The following is a 20,431-nucleotide window of genomic DNA, read 5'->3' on the forward strand; positions in this document are numbered from 1 at the left end:
TTCATTGCGTCGACCCCGATGTCAGGGTCTGGCCGAACGCGAGCGAATTGCGCAGCGACGGCGAGATGCTGCTGTGAATGGCCCGCTCCATGGACTGAAGCTCCTCGACGAGCGCCCAGGCGTTCGACGTCTGGCGGAACGCCTCCATGACCACGTCGCGCGCCTCGCGCTCCACCGAGTCGATGCTCTCGTTGATGCGGGTGGTCTGGTTCAACAGCGAGGTGCTGGTGCTGACGGTGCTGTAGCGCGCGATCGCGCGGCGCAGATCCTCGGCCGAACCACGGATGTAGGCTTCCGCGTACTTGGCGGCCATCAGCGACTGGTAGGTGGCCAGCATCTGGTCCGCGACGGAGCTATTGTTCAGTCGCGTGCCGACCGCGATCATCTTGTAGACAGGCAGGTCGGTCATGCTCAGGAACTGGAATGTGTCGGTGGGATCAGCCAGCGGCGACCGGGTCGCCACCGCGTCGACGATGCGCTGCAGCTTCGCCTGGACGAGCGATCGGAACGTGGTGAACTGCACCTCCTGGGTGGACGGATTCAGGCACTTCGTCGTCTCGTCGCACTGGTAGAGCTGGATGGTGTCCGTGGTCGCGCTGGCCGGATCGTTGCCGACGAGTTCCTCGACGGTCACGCTACCGATGCGGGGCAGGAAAATCGGGTTGACTTCGGTGCCGTTCGAATCGGAGGGGGCCGGGAAGATCACCGTGCCGACGAGCGACATCAGGAATTCGCGATCCGACGTGCTGAGGTCGGGCAGCTGCAGCAGCGCCTGCCACGTGACGTTCCCATACGGCTGCTTGGCCGCGAGATTCGGGTTCTGCGCGGTCGCCGTGTTGATTGTTGCCGCGGCCTGGGTGGCGTTGTTGCTGGTGTTCGACCACGCGTCCGTCATGTCCGAATAGAGGTTCATGAACGGTCCGGCGGTGTCCGCGAGGTTCGCCTGCTCCTTCTTCCACGTGTCCGGCGTCACGGCGTTCACGACGCCCTCGGCTGCCTGGCACGAGTCGATGTTCATCCGGTTGATGTCCTTGGCGATCGCCTGCAGCGACTGCATGACGTTGTCGCAGGTGGGGCAGAGGTTCTGCAGCGCGAGCTTGAAGGCGTAGCCGAGCGCATTCGAGCCGATGTTGCGCAGGAGGGCAACGAACTGCTCCTTGTTGATGAAACTGAAGCCGCCAGTGAACAGGTCGATCCCGCCACATCCCGCGCCCCAGGAGGGCGCGGTCACGCTCGCGAGCTGATAGGTCTTGTGCGGTGTGCGCATGAAGACGCTGCCGCCGCTGTACATGTTCATCGTCTCGCCCTGCAGCACGCGCGGGCTAGATACGTTGCCCATCGAGTTGATGGAATCAAATACCTGCTGCATCGACATCGCATCGGATGCGATGGGACTGGCGGCGATCACGCCGGCGACGAGCGCGGCGACCCAACGGGACGGTTTCATCTGCGCTCTCCGAGAATGGATGCATCGATGGCGGAATCGCGATCGCCATCGACAACGTCTGCGCCTCGCGAATGCACCTCGCTTATCAACGAGGCGAGGGTGAGCAATTCGGCGTCGATCCGTCGCCGTGCGATTGGCCAGTAATGGCCACGAGGAATACCAGGCGCCTCGATGAGCCATTGAAGCTCGCCGCTATCCTTGAAGTTGGCGGTCATGTTCCACCGATAGGTCAACGTAATGTGCCGTTCCAACCAGAGCATTCGGTTGATCTTCAAGGCGAAGGCCTCAGGGGCCTCGAAAACGACGTATGGCCGCGACCGCCGTAAAGCGTGGCCCCCGCAGGACCAAAGCGTCCGCACGCCCGGAATGCGATTTAGCGCGTCACAAACAGGTCGGATCGCTGCGTCGATGGAGACATCGACCGGAATTTTCGCGTCCGCGCCCTGTCGGTTCTGGAATTCGCTACGCCACGTCACGGCATGTAATGAGCGGAGCGCTTCGGCGGCCTTCATATAGCCGATTCTGTGCGCGATGCCCCTCAGGTCGGATAGCTCGGCTCCCAATGGTTTGCCGCTATCGAAAGTGGTGGCACCCCGTAACGGAGGCGGAGAGCCGATGCAGTTCTGCCAGCCATAGAGACCGACTCGTGTGCTGTCGCGGCGATGCCGGCTGTAGTGAAGGAGCAGTTCGATCTGACCGTCGGGGAATGCCCTCCAACGATGAGTCAGGCCGGTAAAGAAACGCGCTCCTTCGGCTCGCCGAGTCACCTCCCGGAGAATGTGGGTCGCCGCTCCATCGTGGTAAATGCCGGGATAGATACGGGCCAGGTCAATCGCGTCGCGCAACGAAGGAATCCCGTCGACGTACGGGAACTCCGCATCTGAGTTGCTGCCGATGACGGAGTACCGAATCCGAGCAACATTCGTGCAAGACGCTAGTGGGGCCGCGCTGCTGCGGCGCCATTCCGCGTTGGACGGGCCGGTGCGTGTTAGCGGAAACCCAGCCAGCGGCCCTGAAAAATCGCGAATGGATTCGATCATCAGAAAAGCTCCCCAGGTTTAGAAGCAGTGAGAACGAAGATGCGATCGACGATGTCCTGAAGCGACAAGACTCCCGAGCCGATCATGGCGTGGTCGCCGGTCTCCTTCGACGCGATGAACAGCGCCGGCACTTGCTGCACGCCCCAAATCGCCGCCTGACCATGGTCCGCGGTCGGGTTCGGGAAATCCGGAATCCCCTGGCCATCGAGCGACACCGGCAACACGTCGATCCCGTATCGATCCGCGAGCAAGCGAATGGTCGGGGCGAGCGCGTGGCAGTACGGGCAGTCGTGCCGGAAGAAGAAGATGAGCCCGTGCTTCTCAGCGAGCGCGCGCAGCTGCGCGTCCTGATCGTTATCGCGCGCCTGGTCGTAGGTGTGGACGGCAACGTTGTTGGTCGGCCGCTTGAGCGAGTAGTCGAGATCCGGGTTCTGCCAGACCACGCGCCGCGACACGTCCGCGTAGGTCGCGCTCTTTGCCATCACATACAGCTCGAGCCGCTTATACGATTTGACGTTCGCTTCGGTCGGGTCCATCGTCGCGATGTCGAGCCGGTGCTTGAGGGCCGCGCGCATCTCATCGGCCGTCTTGAACCGGGAGAAGTCGTCGGGGTCCGCCGGCGCGGCCGCGCTCGCGACCGCCGGGGCCGCCGGCTTGTCGTCGTCATCGCAATACCAGTTGAACTTCGCCTGACCGTCGCACTGCCACGCGGACGGGTAGTCGAGGTCATTGGCCTGCGCGCGGGGCGCGGCCAAAGCGGTATAGGCGGTGCACACCGCCATCAGCGCGGACACGAGAGGGCGTATCAACGCTCGCATGGGGTGCTCCCATCGGGGCTGATCAGGCACGGGAGCCGCCCTTCGGGGCCGTTCCAGCGCCAGCCTGAGATGTTCCCGTCGGCGCTGATCCCGCAGTTGCGCGCGATGCGCAGGTTCAGACATCCCACGGCAAGCGCGAGGTCGTCCTCGCATCGGACCTTCTCGTCTCGCGCCTTGGCAAGCGCGTGGACATGCGACCGATCCCATCGCATCAGGCGCAGGACGCGTACCCAAACTGAGTCACCCAAGGCAGCGTACTCATGCTGCTCCAGCCGCTTATGCGCGTGGTGCCAAGCCTCCGCTGCGGCAACAACCGCGTCCTTAAGGGCTGCGTGAAGCGTTGACGGCACTGTGGGCGGCAGGTTCGGCGAGAGCGTTGTCATCGTGACGGGTCCTTCGTTCTTGGTCAGTGGGAAGCAGCGTCCTGGGGAATTTGGCCGGCGGCGCCGGCACGCCCATCGCCAAGGCCGATCGGTGGAACACCGTCTCGGCAGTAATTCATCTGCATGTCGAGCTTCCCGGTGGTTTCGCCGGCCGCGGTCTGCACGCCGCGGATGTCGAACACGACGTCCAGCCGCTTACAGCCCGCGCGCGGGAGATCCCCGATCGGTCGCGCCGAGACGTAGACCGGCCCGTTCGCCGCCAGCTGCCGAGTCAGCGAATCGGCCAGCGGACCGCGCAGCGCGCCATACGACGAGCCTTGATCGATGGCGTCGGCGAGGATCGGCGCGAGCGACGTGTAGCTGCTCGCGGCGGCGAGTTGGCTGAAGGCGAGCAGCGCAATGCAGCCGGCCAGGTGGTAACGGGGGTTCATTGAGACGCTCCCTTGCCGGAGGACATCTGTTGCTGGATGGTCTGGAGAATCGCGCCCTGATCCACCGCCTTGGACTGGATCGAATTGACGAACTCGGTGAAGTCGATCTTCGAGAAATCGACGTGCTGCAGCTGATCCGCCGTCAGGCCGCTGCAGCCGGCGAAGGGCACGCCGAGCTGGGCCTTGCCCTGCTGGTTGACGATCTTCGCGATGAGCGAGTTGAAGCAGCAGTAGCTTTTCTTTTCCTCGACGCACACGCCTAGCACCTTGCTCGAGCAGCCCTGGGCGTACTGCACGCATAGGTTCTGTCCGCGCTTGAGGCTCAGGACCTGTTCGTCTTGCGTGCAGGCAAGCCACATCTGAATCAGCTGCGCAGCAATCTCGGCGCCGAAAACGTACGGATTGAATCCGACGAAGTTGATGCCATTGGTCAGTGAGAACGAGAACTGAAAGCCGTAGGCGCCGAAATTGCCGGAGCCGGCGAGCACCTTGTCTGCCCACGATCCCATCTGCTGCAGCCCCTGGTTGACCAGCGTGCTGTCGACCGTCTGGTAGAGCTGGTCGTACACATACTTGGAGCCGAGCGCGATGCCCTGTTTCGCGGTCGTGCCGGCGATCGACAGCCCGGCGCTGACCGCGGCGCTACCAATGGCGTTGTTCGTGTAGGCGCCGCCGCCGCCGTTGCTCGTGCAGCAGCTCTTGATTTCGGCACCGCCGAGCACCTTGATCGTGCAACTGCTGTCGTAGCCCTTGAAGATGTTTACGTTGCCGGCGGCATCGACCCCATAGGCGCCCGCCTCGCGGCCGGTTTCGAGGCCGGTCACCACCTGGCCAAGTGCGTTATCAGGCTTGCTCGACGACGTGAAGCAGCCGGCGCCAGGTGCGCACATGGTGTTCGTGCATTGCGTCACCGTGGTCGTGTGCGCCGGCGTGTCGACACATTGGTACGTGTACTGCCATGTGTCGCAGGTGTTCGGCGACGCGTCGTTGTACGACAGGCATTGCTGCCCGACCATGCCACAGCCCTCCTGGCGCAGCGGAGCGCAGTCGTCCACGGCGTTGGCCGCTTGGCACTGGTACGTGTCCTGGTAGTTCCAGCAGTCGGCGTAGACGGGAATGCCGTTGATCGTGCGCGTGCCGGCCGGCTCGACGCAGGTCTCCCCGGTGCGCTGGCAGGTCGGCACCGCGCTCGCCACGCCTGGGCTGGCCAGGAGGGACACGAGCAGGGTGGCTGGGAGGGCGCAACGCAGCGTGATCGTCATTGAGCGGCCCTCTGCTCAAACGACGTGCACTGATCGTCCCAGTTCGGCGTGCAGACCGCAGTGCAGATTTGATTGATCGTCAGCTGCGCGATCGCCTCACCGCCGCCCACATCGCCGTATCCACCGATCGCGGCCTGGACCTCGATAGTGTTCACGCCTTCGTGCAGGTATCGCCGGATATCGGTGTTGGGCGTGACGGTCGATGGGTTGCCCTCATAGTGGCTCTGGAAGGTAAAGAAGCTCTGGTATTCGGTGAGCCCGCCGTCCGCCGTGAACGCCGTCTTGTCGGAACACACGTTGCGGATGCCGTTCGCGCCGAGGCTGCTCACGAAGGTTGCGCCAGCCACTGGCGCCGCGAGATAGCCCTGGCTCCGCGTCCCGCTGGTCCCGTCCTCGCCACCGCCAGTGGTGCCAGGTACGAGTATTGGCCCGCACTGCAGCACGCGGCCGCCATCGGGCGCGTCCGTGTAGACCGTCACGCCGTTGATGTCCACGCTGCGCAGCGTGTTGTTGGCCGTGACCTTGCTGAGCACGGCCGTGCCGATCTGGCTCAGGTTCTGGATCGTGAACGACATCGACCCGGACTGCGTGAAGCCGGTATAGCCGGTGTTGTCGTGATACCCCGTGTCGGCACCGAAATTCCAGAGTGCGGAATTCGACGCGAGGCGGGAGGCGAAGCCACCGCTGAAGCTGCCCTCGACCACGCCACCGGCGGCACACCCCTGGTATGGCTCGCTGCAGATCGGGTTGTAGATACGCGTGCAGGTATAGGTCTGCGTTCCCACCGCCTGCTCGCAGGTCTCCTGCTTATAGGTGGCGGGCACGCTAGTCGTCACGTTGTGGCAATCCTGCGTTCCGGTCGTGATGCCAGGGTTGCGGATCGTTCCCGCGCTGCCGGTGACGATCGGGTCGCTGGCGCCGAGCGGCATCTTGTTGGGCGGCTTGTTGGCCAGATAGTTGACCGCGTCGCACTCCTGCTGCCAGTACGCGCTCGGATTGGCCGGGCGCGTCGCGCAGTCGGCCTCCTTGCCGGTGCCGGCCGGTCCGAGCGTGCCCTGACCGTTCCCATACAGGGGCGTGAGCTCGCCATCCTGGTTCGTGTAATTCGGAACGTTCGCCCCGCCCGTCGCGATCGAGCCCTTGGCGCTGGTCATACCCGACGTCCCTACCTGCTGACCCTGCGCGAAGGCAGAGCTCGTCGACGCGCTATCGGCGAGCGCACGCACGCCGAACGCCGCCGCGGCTGTGGCGATCGCAAGGGGCGCGAAGCGCGCGAGGCGGGATTGGATGGTCATCACTCGACGTCGCCCAGCGCGCGGAGGTAGCGGCCCGCGTTCGCCGCGAACGCCGGGCTGTGGTCGACGATCTGCCGCAGTGCATAACCCGGGGTCACGTCGCCCGAGACGGACACGAATGTTTGCGGCAACGCGCAGCCGCTGCTATCGACCTGGTTGCCCGCATCGCCGCCTTGGGTCACCACGAACGCCGGCACGCGCGAAACGCGATACTGGGTGAACGCCTTCGGATTGACGACGATGCCGCCGGAGGCGACACCGAGGCGCTGCATTTCCGCGGCCGTCGCCTTGAGCGAGTCGTCCTTGAATCCGCGGAAGACGACGGTGCCGCCGGCGATGTGCATCGTCTTGATGAGCCGCACGAGCGACGCGTCAGGCATCGAGAAGCTCGCAAAGGCGACGAACGAGTCGGTCACGCGGCGCTGCATGCGACCTTCGTAGCGTTTGGCGATTGCGAGCGGGTCGGCGCTGGCCGCCGGCCGGGCCGGCGTTGGGAGGTTCGGGAAGTCGTTGCCGTCGTGGGCCGCCTTCGCCGCCGCGTCGCGCATCTGTTGCTGCCGATCGCCCTGGATGCGCGCCATCTCGGCATCGATGGCGGTGTCCGTTGGCATCGCGCCGTGGTAGCGCGCGGCGCCGCTCGCCGCGGCATCGAACGTCGCCCGCCGGCCGGCATTGACGCGCTGCTGCTCACGGGCGAGCGCGTCGCTGGAGAGCGTCTGCGCCTGGGTGATGACGGGCAGGAGGAAGCTCGCGGCCGCCGCGGCGACAATGAGGCGAGTGGTGGGGCTCATTGGGGGAGGTCTCCGAGGTTGGCGCCCTGGCAGCAGTTGCGCTTGCGGAAGACCTCGTAGGCGAAGTCCTCGCCGGTGTACGGAATCATCTTGCCGGCGCCCCAAAGAGCCGACGTGCGGCCGTAGGGCTGGCAGCATTGGCCATTGATTTCGTCGGTCTGTGCGACCGGGTAGAGCATCGTGTACTTGTACTGCGTCTTGTCCATCACGGGCTGGAGGTAGTACCCGCACATCGCGCCGTCGCCAGTGGTGCCCCACATCAAACCTTCGCGGTGAAGCTTGGCGGTCATGCGCTCGACCAACAGAGACGACGCCTGGACGGCCGATACATGCGCCTGGACGTGGCCGTTGAATGGGTAGATCGAGCCATTGCAGCCGGCGCACCAGAACAGCAGGTTGCTGCCGAAGCCGAGCGACGACAGAACGCAGTCGCCGGCGCAGGCCGCCTGAGCGACGGGGCTGCCGAAGAGATACGTCTCCGGCTCGAGGAGCATGGTCAGATCGTCGTCGCTCCAGGTCGGGTCGACCTCGGTGAGATACGCGACGTCGAAGCTGCCTGTTTCCATGCAGGGATCGTCGAGCAGGATCTCGGTGTAGTACATCACCGGGTCCGTGTACCAGTGGACCTGATAGAAGCTCTGGCGCGTGTTGTCTTGCTGCAGGCGCACGTCGCCCTCGGGCGCCGAGATGCCGGGGTTGAGCGAGATACCGCCCAGCGAGACGAAGCAATAGGGCGAGCGGGTGACGTCGACGCGGCGCACCGGCTCCCAGAAGCTGAACTTCACGCCGAAGGTGCCGTTGCAGAAGCAGAGGAAGCCGCCGGGATTGGACGTATCGTCCTGGCCCATGCTGAAGAGCGTCACGTCGCCGATCGCCATCGGGAAGGCGCACTCCCAGCAGATGTCGGTGACAGGATTGGCGAAGCGACCCACGCACTGGCCGGCGTCGGCGGAAGTTGCGAAGCCAAACGACATCGCGACGAACGCGAATGCCAGAAGGCATCGATGGAGACTGGACGGTTGCCTCATGACTGCAACCAGCCGAACCAGTTAGCGATATGGGCGACCCCAGTACCGAAGAGGTAGAAGCCGTACAGCGCAAGAACACAGACGAAAAGTGCCGCCGGAATTGATGCGCAAAGGAGCACGAGTTCCTTCACAAAGCTCCCGAAAGAGGGTGGACCCTCGGTCTTCTGAGTGGCATCGCTCGATATCACCCCGGTTTCGCGCCCCGATGCCATCGGCTGCGCCTCTGCCGTTTCCCCCGGTACCGGCTCGACGCTGAGATGCTTGCGGATGCACAGTCGCATCCGCACCAGCACTTCGTCCGCGCCTGCGAACGTCAAACGGTCCACCATGACTTTTTCACGATCCGCCGGGCCATCTGCGTCTTGCGCGACGATCATGTAGAGGCGCGGCTCGGGGGCGTCCGGGGCTTGGCTCATTGGCTTCGCGGCAAACCGCCGAACATCCGTTGCATATGCGTCCGCGCGCCAGACGCACGTCACAATCAGGTCGTCGGCGGTCATCACCAGTTGGTCTCTCGTCACATCGATGACGATTTGCGCGGGGTCACGCGGCGTCATATCGCGGGCAGGCAGGGCGTTCACGTCAGGGGCTCCCACAGCCGCTATGCCTCCCGCACGGTTCCCTTTCCCTTCCCAGCGCCAGGCCGCAGCGCGAAGGCGCTCATCTGTCGATGGTCCCGTCTTGAGGTGAATGCCCTGCACGGACAGCGACTCGAGAATCGCGTCGAGCGCCGTGTCGCGGTCCTTCGCACTCCCGGCCTGGTGAATCGCTTGGGCGAGGGCGGCTTTCAGTTCGAAGGAGACGAACGTCGCGTCACCCTCTTGGACGAAATTGCAATCGAGTCGCTCGGCTTCGAGCTGGATCGCACCCAATATCGATTGGGTGTTCGACAAACCAAGATGGCTCACTATGTCCACAACGTTGTGGTGGGTGATATCCACCCGAGCTGATTCGGTCACTGCTGTTCCCCGTTCATGTCTGATTGATCGCGCATAAGTTGGGTCCGGTCACCGCAGTTGTGCGGCCGGCTCCTCCTCGAGCAGCAGTTGGTTGCCGCGCTGGCTGATCACCGCCGGCACACGCGTGATGCCGAATCGCTGCGTGAGACGCCCTTGCTGGTCGAAGTACACCTGCCGCTTCCATGACTTCGTGAGGTCGAACCATGAGCCGCCGATGAGGATCGGCTTCACGGCAGCGCCATCGCGATCGGCCAACGCGCGAGCCGCCTTGACCTGCGCGGGGTCGCGGCCGTCGAAGAACACCAGGCGCTCGTGCAGCGTGACGATGTCGAGCGGATTGATGCGAGTGCCGGCGGGCACGATCACGGCGCCCTCGTCGTTCAGCACCGGCTTGGAGTACGTGACGGTTGGATCGATGAGGCGCTGGGCGTACTCGGTCACCGTCGAGACGCCCGGCACCGCCGGCATGTCGGTGATGTCGTGCATCGCGCGGCGACGCGCGCGATGCTCGAGCGCGGCCAGTCCGCCGCTGGCCTGCAGCTGCGCGAGGCGGTGTTTGAGCATGGCCACCGCGTCGTGCTCGGCGATCGGATAGGTCGGGCCAACCACACCCAAATCCTCGGCGTGGGCAGGCAGGCCCAGGCACCCGGCTGCCATAGCCGCGATCACGGCGGGTGCGGCGCGCCGAGCGGCGCTTACCGCCGCCAGCGCGCAGTCCCGAATTGCACGGCGCGCGAGGTCGCCGAGAGCGCATTCCCGAGTTGCACTTGCGCGATGGTCAGCACAACGTTGATCAGCCAGGCGGCGGCCAGTCCCGCCCCCAAGCTGAACAGCGTCACGATGGCCGGCAGGTAGTACGCAACACCCATCACACTGCTCGGCCCCAATAACGTTCCGAAAGCCTGCACGACTGAGATCGCATCGGATTTGGCCAGGTAACGGAGCATGGGAAGCAGCTGCGTGGCCATCAGCCAAGCTGAAATGAGCAAGCCCATCGCAATGACACGAATTTGAGACATACCAACCTCCACCAGTCAGGGGAATGGCATCACGCGTGAACGCGTAACGAGCGTGAAAATGGGATTTAGAAGAGTTCATAGGCTTTCCCCACAATGGCATCCTGCGGAACGGTGCCGGAGATCGCGTAGCGCGAATCTAGGCTGTTCGGATTGGGGGTGGCCACGAAGTAGTGCCCCGGAGGAATGACGCCCCCCTCGGTCGGGAAGAGCGGCATGCCAGCCAGCGAAAGCGGCTTGGCGTAGCCGATATAGGTGGTGTTGACCCAGACATTGCGCCCGTTGACGCGCACGACGTCGCCGGGAAGACCCGCAACGTGCTTCATAAACAGCACGCCTGCGGGGTACGTTGCGCCGCCGTGCCAACGGAATGCGATCGTGTCGCCGAGCTGCGGCACGCACGTCGTCTTGTCGATGAAGTAGAGGGTGCCGGGCAGGCTCGTCGATAGATTGAAGCCGAGCGCGTACCAGGGCCGGATTCCCCAACCGAACGCGGCCGTGAGCAGCAGAATGGCGAGCGTGCGCAGCAGGCGCCGATATCGGGCGAGACGGATCGCGAGCGCGGTCATTTTGCGATCCTCGCAGCGATCGCCGATGTCACGTCTTGGGCGGAGCCGGAGAGGACCGCGGCCTTGTTCACCACCACGCAACGGCACTCAGCGCCATATTGCGCGACTGCGTCTGACAGGTGCTTCGCCCAATCACCGGCCTGCTGGAGCGCGGCGCTCTTGGCCTCGGTCGTCATGCGGGACGGGTCGCCGTTGCCGAACTGCTTGATCTGCGTGGCCTGCTCGTCCGTGAGCAGCTTCTGCACGTCGACGACGACGATAGGCGCGGCCGCCTGGCTCTGCTGGAGATAGTCGATCGGTGCGTGGATCATCAACGTGCCGACTGCCGTAAGCAGGCCGGTCAAAATAAGGTCGTAGCGCAAGGTCATCGCGGTTTCCGTTTGTGCTCGATGAGCGCGCGGATCGCGTCCTCGGTGGACATGCCACCGTCGATCAACCGCTGCATGAAGTTGTAGTCCGGCCCCTTGGTGGTGGCCATGGCGAGGGTGAATTCGTCGGGGATGTGCCGCAGGATGTGTTGTCCGCCGTCCGGGTCGACAAGGACAAACTCGCTGTAGCGCCCCGGGACGGGGGAGAGTGACTTGAGCATCTTCTTCAAGCCGGGCGACAGGTCGATGATGTCGCCACGCTCGATCTGTGCCAGCGTGTCATTGCTCTGCTTGAGGTGGAATTTCCAGCCCGAGTTATCGAACGCCGCCTGCGTGGCTTTGTTCATCCCGGCGTCGGTAATGCCCTGGGTCGCAAAGAAGAAACTGCCCTCATATTTCCGGGCGCGTCGGTATCCCTCTTCGGTAAAGTCCGCCGATTCCTGGTCGTCACCCGCCGTCTGCCATCCCTCGTCCTGTAGAAAGAGCTTCTTGCGCGATCGCTCGAATCGATACATCTCATTGGTGACCTGATTCGTGAACCCCAACATGATCACGGTGCGAAGCTGAGGATCGCTGTTAAGGTGCTCGAGTTCGAGCCCGACCACGTCATTGTTGAGGTTGACGTTAGTCCGTCCATTGACGTACCGGCCGTACACACCGCCATCGCAGAACGGCTCCAGCCGAATGGCAAGTTCATATGCCACACGCTCGTTCTGTTGGTTCTGGTCCTTCAACTGCAGGAGGGCGTCCCGCACACGTGTCGGGTTACCGTCCGGACCATAGTCTTTCCAGACCATTCTTACCGCCTTGTCCAGCAGTCCACGCTCAAGGTCGGTTATCGGCGACGTCGGGGATGCCATCCGCGCAATGATCGGTCGGATGAATTTGACTTCGCTGTCGATGCCGTTGTCCGCATCGCTCCCCCCAGTGGAGAACGAATTGACGATGATGTTCGAACCCGGCTTGAAGTCGATGTACTGACCGCCGGCCATGGCTATCTGCTTCTCGTAGGAATAGCCCACATCCGTGAGGCGCACGACGCCGCCTACAGCGCGAAATGCGGCGATGATTTCGTTCATCAAAACCGATTTGCCAGCGCCCGAGGTGCCGTCGACGAATCCGTTGTAGTTAGTCGAGCTTGAGTAGAGATCGATTGGTGTAGGCGTGCCACGACGCCCGTAGAACATCAGATTCGGTGCGCCGCTTGTCCCGGCCCATTCCGCAACCACAGGCGCCATATCAGTCGCATTGACCGTGGTTTTGGTCGAAATCAAGCGCAGTTTGTTGAGATCGTCGCGCAGATCTGGCGTCAAGGCCATCGGCACCGCCGACAGAAACGTGGTGAGCTGCTGCGTGACCATCGGAAACAGCTTGAACCGCTCCGAGCGCCAGATACCGCGCGCCGCTGCCACGCAGCGCCCGATCTGCTCGCGAGGTGCGAAAAGCGTGAGCGTGTGATACAGCTCGCATATCGAGCCGCCCGATTCGAGCTGAAGCCCCACGGCTCGCCAATCGCGCTCCTGCAACGCGAGTTCAGGTTGCAGCGGCGCCATCTTCGACTTTGCGTTTTGGGCGGCACGCGCGCCGCGCAGCGCCACGCGCGTTTCGACGGCATTCTGGTCGAGCGTCATCACGCCCAGGGTGATGAGGTAGGGGCAGGGGTACTGATGGACATCGTTGAACAGCGAGCCGACGATGTTGCCCATCTCCCAGAGTTCCTTCTTCGACGGATACTGCAGGACGCCAAAGCTGCGGGCCGCGATCCGCTTGTCGGGGTCGCCCTTTTCCTCCGGCGGCAGGCCAAAAAGCAGATGCTCGGCCTTGACGCGCGCGTGATGACCAAACGGCACCAGCTGGTCGCGAATCGGGCGATCCGCGTCATATTGCTGGTCGCCCACTTCCGCCCCATTACCAAAGAGGTACTCGGGGTTCAGGATCGGCCACAGGAATCGGATGAGATCATCGGGCGTAGCGGTGCGGCTCGCGAGGCTCGCCGAGCGAAGCGTCGCACCGACCACTTCACGCAGGTTCTGCATCTCCTCGCGAACCTTGGCGTCGTCGGCGGACCCTTTGCGTACGACTGACAGCATCAGTCGCTTGTCCGTGATCGAATAGTTCTGGCCGTGGAAGAGCGGGCGTCCCTGGTTCGCCCGGAGGGCGGCAGCACGGCGCTCGGCCTGCTCGAGGTAGAAGGGCGGGGCCTCGCCGCTGTTGGCATACGTGCGGCGCAGATCCACGTACCGATCCAGGTGCTCCTCGATGATCGGATCGGCCAGCATCATCCACTGCACACCGTGGTCCGCCGGCATGGTGTCGTACAGACCGAGCAGCGTTCTCGCCAACTCGTCGTTCGCGCCGGTCTGGGGCGCCACCACCAGTACGAAGCCGATCGAGCTGGTGTTGTAGTACAACTCGGTGGCCGGGTCGTATTGGTCGTAGGGCAGCAACTGGTGCAGGCCCACGTTGTCGACGCGGCGCTGGTCGGCAACGGTCGGTGCCGGCGGCCCGAGGTCGTCGTCAGTCCCGAAGACGAGCTCCTTCGCCATCGTCGTCGCTAGGCTGCGCGCGCTATCCACCCACTCCTGGATCGATCCCATGTGACGTCTCCGCTCAGCGATCGGCCGACGGCGACATCGCGGCCGCACGGTCTATCGCACCATCCGGCGTCAAGATGCCCTGCATGACACGGTCCGCATTCGAGGCGGGCGTCGTGAACGCATCCCGCCTTGCTGCCGTGCCGGCGTCCTTGGCGTCACCCTGAGCAGCCGCCGCGGTGGGGCTCAACACAGGGGGCAGCACCGGCTGGAACGCGGCACGGATGCGCGCCTGGTTGTGGGCGATGGACCAGTGGCCGGGGTCGACGACGAGGTACACGTACTCCTGGTCGTGCAGGTCTGAGTCCGCGTCCTGCCAGGGCGCGAACCAGACACGCAGTTCGCGCGGCGCCGTGCGCACCGGTGCACCGCTATCGAGGGCACGCGGCAGGATGCCGGGGGAAGTGGCGCGGGCGCCACCGGCCGCCGCCTTGCGCGAGCCTGACGCGCGATCGGCCGGGCTGTCGTCGGCGTAGCTCCCGAGCGTCAGGTTGGTCGCCGCGCCGCTGCCGGCGTGCACGCGCTGATCGGGGAGGTTGTGGGCCATGGCGTTGGCGTAGATGCCCGACATGCTGTTGCAGAGCACGCCGGCAGGCGCTTTGCACGCGAACGACGAACTGGCGTCATACCCGGTGAAGCTGCAGGCGGACAAGGCGAGCACGGCGGCGCCGATAACGGCCGTCGCACGCGTCGCGGCGAGGTAGGGAATGGACATGGTCACTTCGCTCCCAGCCACTGGTCGATTGTCTCGGCAGTCGCGGCACCGGGCATCACGCGGCCGTCGACGCTTACGAGGGACGGCGTGCCATTGATGCCGAGGCTGGCCGCGAGGGCTTCGTTCCTGTCGATCGGGTTGTCGCAAGACGCGAGCTTTGGCTCGACGCGCGCCGGCGCGGGCGGTGACTTGCGTTGGCCGGCCGCACCGATCACGCTGGAGCCGTGATCTCGCATCCAGCGGGACAGCGCGACCGGAAGCCATGCGTGCCAGGCACCAAGGCGATCGTCCGCACACCAGATACCGATTGCATGGGCGCGGGCTCGTGGGTGGATCGACTCGAGCGGGTACAGGAACCGGTAGATCGTGACGTCCTTGAGCGCGGCGAGTTCAGCCTCGAGGGAGAGGCAATATGGACAGTCGGGGTCGTCGAAGATCGCGACCTTGCGGTGGCCGTCGCCGTGCACCTCCACGAACGCATCCTGGAGCCGGTCGGCCGGGAAGCGCACCTTCTGCAGCGCCTGCTCGAGCGGCACGGTCAGGTCCTGCTGCGTGACCATGTCGAAGAGATGGCCGAAGAGGAAGTAGCGGCCGGTAACGTCGGTGTAGGCCACCTTGCCGCCCATCACTACTTCATAGATGCCGGTCGAGGGGGTCGCCGCCACCTCGCGGAACTGCGTGGCCGGATACCGAGCGTGCAGTGATGCCTTGAGCGCGGCCACGCCGGGGTCGAGATTCGGGTCGGCCGGATCGACTGCCGGCGCCAGCGGTGCTGCGACCGGCGCGAGCTGGCCAGCGGCCACCGCGGTTTCCGACGACGTTCCCCGGCTAGACGCAGTAGGTGCGGTCGTGCAGCCCCATGCCAGGCATGTGGTCATCAAAAGCGCGAAGGTGAAGTTGGCCTGTTTCATTGGATCGTCACGGATGAGGGAAGAGGGGTGCACGGTCCACGGTAACGTCGAGCTGGGACCCGATAGCGAGTGCCCGTGGAATGGGAAAGGCTTCGTGTTTGACGCTGTCGAGCACATTGCCGGTGTCGCGCGCGCCCACGCGCTGCATCCACACCCCATCGGCGAAGCAGTGGAACATTGAGCCGGCCGCCGAGATGAGCTCGGGCGCGGGTCGCCATTCGCCCCACTGCTTGAAGAAGAACGGGATGCCCGCGGCCGCGCATTGGTCACGCAGGGAGCGAATCCAGCCCGGGTGAACCGAGCGGGCCAGCAGGCCGCTTTCGCCGCCGGCGATCACCCAATCGATACCGACGCGGTGCCGGTCGAGCTGCGGCAGGTCGAGGCCGTAGTGATTCGGCCATGCGAGGTGGCGCCGCAGATTGATGTGGCCGAGCATGGGCTCGATCGACAGGAAACGAACGCTCGCGCGAACGGTGAGCAACTTCGGGATGTCCCGATCGGCCTCGGCCTGGTCGACCACGGTCGCGCCGATCCACACGTTCTCCGGGATACCCAGCGGGAACATGTCGGCAAGCATCGCGTCCGCGTTGCCAATCCTTTTCGTCAGCAGTTGCCAATCGAGGTTCGGCGTCGCAAGAATCAGATCGGCGAGGTCACGGCGCCATTGGGCCGGCACCTCGTTGTCGAACACGTCGGACAGGGACGAACAGAACACGCGCCGGCGGCGGCCGTGCAGCGCGAGAAACTTCGCGTGCCCACGGTTCCAGCGCTTGGGAGCGGCCCAGGTCGACGCGGCCGTGCGCCGGCGCGGCACCCCCGGCCCCCAATTCGTCGCAGTGCCGCCGCCAAAGCGGCGATTACGACGCTCGGCGTAGCAGTTCGCGCAGCCGGGGCTCACGGCCGTGCAGCCTTCCCATGCGTTGAACGTCGAGTCGGTCCAGCCGATGTCGGTCGTCTCGCTCACGGGCGTCCTCCACGGGAGCTTCGCAAAGCCCGGTCAAGCAACCGTTCGATGGCGTCTTGGGCGCTCGTCAGGCGGCTCATGCTTTATGTCCCGCGAAGAGGCGACCGGCGGCATGAAGGAACCCCGCGCGAGCGGTGCGGCCCGACGCGACGAGGTGTTCCGGACGGCTGGGCGCCGAGCCGGCATCTCGCGCCTGCTGCGTATGCCGGTGTGTGCGGGCCAGCAGCGACGCGCACTCCACCATCAACGTTCCGCGATCGTCACGGCTCTTCACCTCGCCGCGGGTTGCCCAGCCCCGCACGACGTCGAGATCCACGCCGGTTTGATGCGCTGCGTGCCCGGCCGTGATCCAGTTGAGATCGTCCCCCGATATCGGTGGCTCGGTGACGCGCGGCTCGGGCGCGGTCGGAGCGGTCGGTACGGCACAAATCACAATCCGTACCTGCTCGTACAGCAGCGGTTTGCAGTGCTTGGCCTGGGCATTGGGGAGGCCTCTCACGGTCACCGTGCGTGCGCCGCACTCGACCGTGACTTCGCTGCTCGTACTGGAATCGGTGGCAAGCTTCATCATCTTCCCGATGACGTTGATCCCGTCCGAGGCCTCCTGCTCGATCTGCTCACCCTTGTACCAATGCATGGCCGCCAGAAGCGCAACGTCGACGGGATCGCCCTTCTCGACGTGCTCTCGCAGTGAGGCCGACAATTCGCTGGCGGGCGCGCTCCACCAGCCGCTGCGGCCGGCTGCTCGGCTTGCTGCCATCGAAGCCTTCATGATTCGCGCGAACGCGTCGACGACGGCGTCGTCGAACGAAGCCTCATCAATGGCGCGACTGACCTCGGCCACGCCGGCTCTTGGTGACGCTGCGGGCCGCCGGCTGGCCATGTCCAGTCGGTCTGCTGCGTGCGCGAGATACTCAAGGAAGCCAGTTTGATATCCCGGAGCACGTCCGAGGTGGGACGCCCCGAATTCGGCGAAGCAGCGTAGCTGCTCGGCGACGAGCTCGTGCGCCCCAATCCAGGCCGAGAGCGCGCTACGCGTTTCCGGCTGAACATAATGGCCATCGGCACCACGCTCGAGCCTTGGTTCGAGTCCCGCGTCATCCGCACACCGACGCATCGCTGCCTCGAACGCGGCCGTTGTCGTGCTTTTCGCTTCTTCACTCATCGGAGTAGCCTCCATCGGTTTCACGGCCACCATTGGCGAGGCCGTCGTTGATATCGCTGACATCGGAGAGGGCGCCGTTGTATTCCGCGCCTTTCATCACGGCGAACTCGACCACGCGGCCGCCGTCGGTTTCAATCACCGGGAAGAGCTTTTCGGCAGCGCGGATGTAGTACTGCTTGAGGGAGTCCGCGCCCTGCGAGACCCCGCTGCCGATTGCGGAACGACCAACCTGACTCGGATTGACGATCGACGTCGTACCGAGGGCCGTGGTGTTCAACGTGTTGGCGGATTGGCTGAATGCTTGGCCGATCCCGGACGAGATCCCGGCCAACACAGACATGGCGAGGGCGGAGCCAGACTTGGAAACGAGGCGACCGCGGACTCCCTCCTTGCCGTCCTCGCCCATGACAGTGCCCTTGATGGTCATCTCGACGGTCCGGCCGTTCTTCAAGATGCAGGCGAGCGTCTCGCCGTGCATCATCGTCCGCTCGCTCGAGACGTCTCCGTAGGCAGAGGTCAAGATGCGGCATCCGGTGATGTCGAGCTTTCGGGCATTCGGCAGATTGGCGAGATCGAGCACCTCGAGGAAGACGTGCAGCGGGTCGTGCTGCGCCTCCCCGCCGGTCGGTGCATCAACGCCGTTCATCATGAAAACCCGTACGAAAGCGGTAGCGGGGATGAAGGTCACGCCCTTCTGGCCGTTGGCCTTCAAGCAATCCTGCTGAGCTTGCTTGGCCTGGTCGATGGGCAACGACGAGAACCGGGGATCGACGCAGTCGTCACCGGCTTTCTTGGGCGAATCGAAATTGATGATGTCGAGCTTCGGGGGCGGCGCCACCACGTCCATAGCGGCGCCACGCGCGTTCTGGCCGAACGGCGGATTCAGGATCGCGCCGGACTTCGCCTGCTGCCCGTTCAGGGGAATCGGCTTGTTGAGCAGCGCGCGGTCGGACGCTGTCGACGAGTCCGCAGCAGGGGCACTCGCGGCGCTACCTGAGCCCGCCTTCTTCTGGTCGTCGAACTGCTTCTTGAGGTCCTCCTGCGCCTGGACGACCTGCTTCAGTTTTTCCGTCGCCTCATCCGCCTTCCCATTCGCGGCGTCGAGCTGCTTCTTCATGTCCGCAAATTGCGCCTCGGACTGCGCGCGCCACGCGTTTTTGTCGTTCTGATCGCCGACGTGCGCGAACGGGACCGACGTAGTCGCCTGCTGCGGTCCCTTGCCTTGGCGCGTGAAGAGGAGGCCAACGACGAACAGCGCGGCCAGGAGCCCGAAGACCACCATGCTGATGATCTTCTGGCGCTTCTTGTTTGCCTCGTTCGGGTCAGTCATGGTCGCCTCGCTCGCGGACCACATAGACGATCGTGCTGGCGCCGGCGGGAAGATTAGCATCCTCGATCGCTACGGCCAGCACCCCGGGCGCATACAGCTCGCGCTCGTCGAGCGACAGATCGTTATGCGAGGTGTTCGCGAGCGTGTACGTCTCGCCCACCAGGTCACCATCGCTGTACTCGCGAACGCGGGTGAGCGTCGCCTCTTTCCAGAGCGGCACGGCCGTCTCGACGGACGTATACGCGACCTGCGGCACGGACTGGGCACCGGACATCGCCAGAATCAAGAGCTTGACGTGACGCTGGAACGCGGAGGCGCGCAGCGCTCGGCCAGTGCTCGAGGCGGGTGGCTGGATACGGACGTCCTCGGCCGGCCGTGGACCGGGCACCAGCGAAAGGCGGTAGCTGACGCCCGCGTCATCGAACACAAATATCGTGATGGTCTCGTTGAGCGCGGTGGGGTTGGACGGCTTGAACCAGAACTGGTTGCCCGCCTGCGTCCACGCCAGCGATCCCGGAACGGTCGGTACCACCTTGGTGATCTGCCGGCCGCCCGACATCGTGAGCAGGTTGTACTCGGCGGCTGAGACGAAGACCTGCTGAGCTTGCCGGTCCGAGCCCTTGACGATCGAGATCGCGCTGGCCGGCGCGGCGACGAACAGCGCGGCGAGCGGTGCCACGAGTGGGAGCATGAGCCGCGCGACACCGCGGCGACGAAGGTAGAGTGGTTTCATGATGCCTTCTGCGCCGGCGGCACAAGCGGTTCGATGCCTTTCGTGCCGCGTTGTGCTTCGCGGATATCGAGGAGCGTGAGGCGCCCGAACATCGAGATATCGAAATAGACGACGAACGTCTTTTGCTCGGTGCTCGTGAGCTTGCCGGAGATATAGGTGCTGATGGTGGCGGGGAACTTGACCGACTTGCTGCGGAGGTCGACCTCGGCCGAGCCCGCGGGCTCGGCGACGCTGGTGACGCCGTCGTGCTTGAGCTGCAACGCGTCGGCGTCCCATTGCGTCTTCAATTCGGCGCGGCGTCCATCGCTGACCATCGACAGGAGGATTCGCTCGTTGCTGTCGACCGTATTGGGCGTCACGCTCTTGGCCAGGGAGAGCACGTAGGCTGCCTGATCGGCGAGGTATTCGTCGTTCGCGTAGCGCGCACCAATCACATACGTGCCGCGCACGGCCGGCGGCATGATGACGACGCGCTGAGTCATCATCAGCCATGCGCAGACGAGCGCGATCACCACACTCGACGACCCGTTGACCAGCAGGAGCTTCTTTAGGAAACGGATCTGGGAGCGCAGTGCATCTCGGGATGCGGCAGCCTTGTCTGGCGTCATGGCG

Annotated in this window: 22 protein-coding genes; all 22 read right to left on the minus strand. The window is 64.5% G+C overall.

Features of this window, described 5'->3' with window-relative positions; translation table 11 throughout:
* Position 1: 1 nt before the first annotated feature.
* Positions 2 to 1,447: a conjugal transfer protein TraH gene (locus KS03_RS01095; protein WP_045678691.1), complete on the minus strand. Its 1,446-nt coding sequence runs from the start codon at positions 1,445 to 1,447 to the stop codon at positions 2 to 4.
* Entirely contained in the window at positions 1,444 to 2,487 is a 1,044-nt protein-coding gene (locus KS03_RS29260) for a hypothetical protein (protein ID WP_080630308.1), read from the minus strand. Before KS03_RS29260 ends, KS03_RS01095 begins: the two co-directional genes overlap by 4 nt.
* Positions 2,487 to 3,269 carry a conjugal transfer protein TraF gene (locus tag KS03_RS01105; protein WP_039202638.1) on the minus strand — a complete coding sequence of 261 codons (783 nt, stop codon included), beginning with the start codon at positions 3,267 to 3,269 and terminating at the stop codon, positions 2,487 to 2,489. The genes KS03_RS29260 and KS03_RS01105 overlap by 1 nt, the downstream gene beginning before the upstream one ends.
* Positions 3,270 to 3,292: 23 nt before the next feature.
* The gene (locus tag KS03_RS01110; RefSeq protein WP_017432465.1) at positions 3,293 to 3,688 is read right to left on the minus strand and encodes a hypothetical protein; all 396 of its coding nucleotides are present in this window, start codon (positions 3,686 to 3,688) and stop codon (positions 3,293 to 3,295) included.
* A gap of 23 nt (positions 3,689 to 3,711) precedes the next feature.
* Entirely contained in the window at positions 3,712 to 4,119 is a 408-nt protein-coding gene (locus KS03_RS01115; RefSeq protein ID WP_017432466.1) for a hypothetical protein, read from the minus strand.
* Complete coding sequence (locus KS03_RS01120) at positions 4,116 to 5,381, minus strand: conjugal transfer protein TraN (protein ID WP_012735282.1); 1,266 nt, start codon at positions 5,379 to 5,381, stop codon at positions 4,116 to 4,118. Before KS03_RS01120 ends, KS03_RS01115 begins: the two co-directional genes overlap by 4 nt.
* Complete coding sequence (locus KS03_RS01125) at positions 5,378 to 6,676, minus strand: hypothetical protein (protein ID WP_012735283.1); 1,299 nt, start codon at positions 6,674 to 6,676, stop codon at positions 5,378 to 5,380. Before KS03_RS01125 ends, KS03_RS01120 begins: the two co-directional genes overlap by 4 nt.
* Complete coding sequence (gene trbC, locus KS03_RS01130) at positions 6,676 to 7,467, minus strand: type-F conjugative transfer system pilin assembly protein TrbC (protein WP_012735284.1); 792 nt, start codon at positions 7,465 to 7,467, stop codon at positions 6,676 to 6,678. The genes KS03_RS01125 and trbC overlap by 1 nt, the downstream gene beginning before the upstream one ends.
* On the minus strand, positions 7,464 to 8,495 hold the full coding sequence (gene traU, locus KS03_RS01135; protein WP_017924784.1) for a conjugal transfer pilus assembly protein TraU: 1,032 nt from the start codon (positions 8,493 to 8,495) through the stop codon (positions 7,464 to 7,466). The genes trbC and traU overlap by 4 nt, the downstream gene beginning before the upstream one ends.
* Positions 8,492 to 9,436 (minus strand): hypothetical protein, encoded by a 945-nt coding sequence (locus KS03_RS01140; protein ID WP_045678692.1) that lies wholly within the window; start codon positions 9,434 to 9,436, stop codon positions 8,492 to 8,494. Before KS03_RS01140 ends, traU begins: the two co-directional genes overlap by 4 nt.
* 66 nt (positions 9,437 to 9,502) lie before the next feature.
* Positions 9,503 to 10,111 (minus strand): type-F conjugative transfer system protein TraW, encoded by a 609-nt coding sequence (traW, locus tag KS03_RS01145; protein ID WP_045678693.1) that lies wholly within the window; start codon positions 10,109 to 10,111, stop codon positions 9,503 to 9,505.
* Positions 10,112 to 10,149: 38 nt separating this feature from the next.
* Complete coding sequence (locus KS03_RS01150) at positions 10,150 to 10,473, minus strand: hypothetical protein (protein ID WP_017925012.1); 324 nt, start codon at positions 10,471 to 10,473, stop codon at positions 10,150 to 10,152.
* Between the two features lie 65 nt (positions 10,474 to 10,538).
* Entirely contained in the window at positions 10,539 to 11,039 is a 501-nt protein-coding gene (locus KS03_RS01155; RefSeq protein WP_012735288.1) for a S26 family signal peptidase, read from the minus strand.
* On the minus strand, positions 11,036 to 11,407 hold the full coding sequence (locus KS03_RS01160; RefSeq protein WP_017432606.1) for a TrbI F-type domain-containing protein: 372 nt from the start codon (positions 11,405 to 11,407) through the stop codon (positions 11,036 to 11,038). The genes KS03_RS01155 and KS03_RS01160 overlap by 4 nt, the downstream gene beginning before the upstream one ends.
* Positions 11,404 to 14,004, minus strand: coding sequence for a type IV secretion system protein TraC (traC, locus tag KS03_RS01165; protein ID WP_017432607.1), 2,601 nt, complete (start codon positions 14,002 to 14,004; stop codon positions 11,404 to 11,406). The genes KS03_RS01160 and traC overlap by 4 nt, the downstream gene beginning before the upstream one ends.
* Positions 14,005 to 14,017: 13 nt before the next feature.
* Positions 14,018 to 14,716 carry a type IV conjugative transfer system lipoprotein TraV gene (gene traV, locus KS03_RS01170; protein ID WP_045678694.1) on the minus strand — a complete coding sequence of 233 codons (699 nt, stop codon included), beginning with the start codon at positions 14,714 to 14,716 and terminating at the stop codon, positions 14,018 to 14,020.
* 2 nt (positions 14,717 to 14,718) lie between these two features.
* Positions 14,719 to 15,627, minus strand: coding sequence for a DsbC family protein (locus KS03_RS01175; protein ID WP_017432608.1), 909 nt, complete (start codon positions 15,625 to 15,627; stop codon positions 14,719 to 14,721).
* 7 nt (positions 15,628 to 15,634) lie between these two features.
* Positions 15,635 to 16,591 (minus strand): phage Gp37/Gp68 family protein, encoded by a 957-nt coding sequence (locus KS03_RS01180; protein WP_017432609.1) that lies wholly within the window; start codon positions 16,589 to 16,591, stop codon positions 15,635 to 15,637.
* A gap of 76 nt (positions 16,592 to 16,667) precedes the next feature.
* Entirely contained in the window at positions 16,668 to 17,756 is a 1,089-nt protein-coding gene (locus KS03_RS01185) for a hypothetical protein (protein WP_052690848.1), read from the minus strand.
* Positions 17,749 to 19,086: a TraB/TrbI/VirB10 family type IV secretion system protein gene (locus tag KS03_RS01190; protein WP_045678715.1), complete on the minus strand. Its 1,338-nt coding sequence runs from the start codon at positions 19,084 to 19,086 to the stop codon at positions 17,749 to 17,751. Before KS03_RS01190 ends, KS03_RS01185 begins: the two co-directional genes overlap by 8 nt.
* Positions 19,079 to 19,819 carry a type-F conjugative transfer system secretin TraK gene (locus KS03_RS01195; RefSeq protein WP_017432611.1) on the minus strand — a complete coding sequence of 247 codons (741 nt, stop codon included), beginning with the start codon at positions 19,817 to 19,819 and terminating at the stop codon, positions 19,079 to 19,081. Before KS03_RS01195 ends, KS03_RS01190 begins: the two co-directional genes overlap by 8 nt.
* Positions 19,816 to 20,427 carry a type IV conjugative transfer system protein TraE gene (locus tag KS03_RS01200; RefSeq protein ID WP_012732836.1) on the minus strand — a complete coding sequence of 204 codons (612 nt, stop codon included), beginning with the start codon at positions 20,425 to 20,427 and terminating at the stop codon, positions 19,816 to 19,818. The genes KS03_RS01195 and KS03_RS01200 overlap by 4 nt, the downstream gene beginning before the upstream one ends.
* Positions 20,428 to 20,431 lie beyond the last annotated feature (4 nt).

Source organism: Burkholderia glumae LMG 2196 = ATCC 33617, assembly GCF_000960995.1.
Classification (GTDB): Bacteria; Pseudomonadota; Gammaproteobacteria; order Burkholderiales; family Burkholderiaceae; genus Burkholderia; species Burkholderia glumae.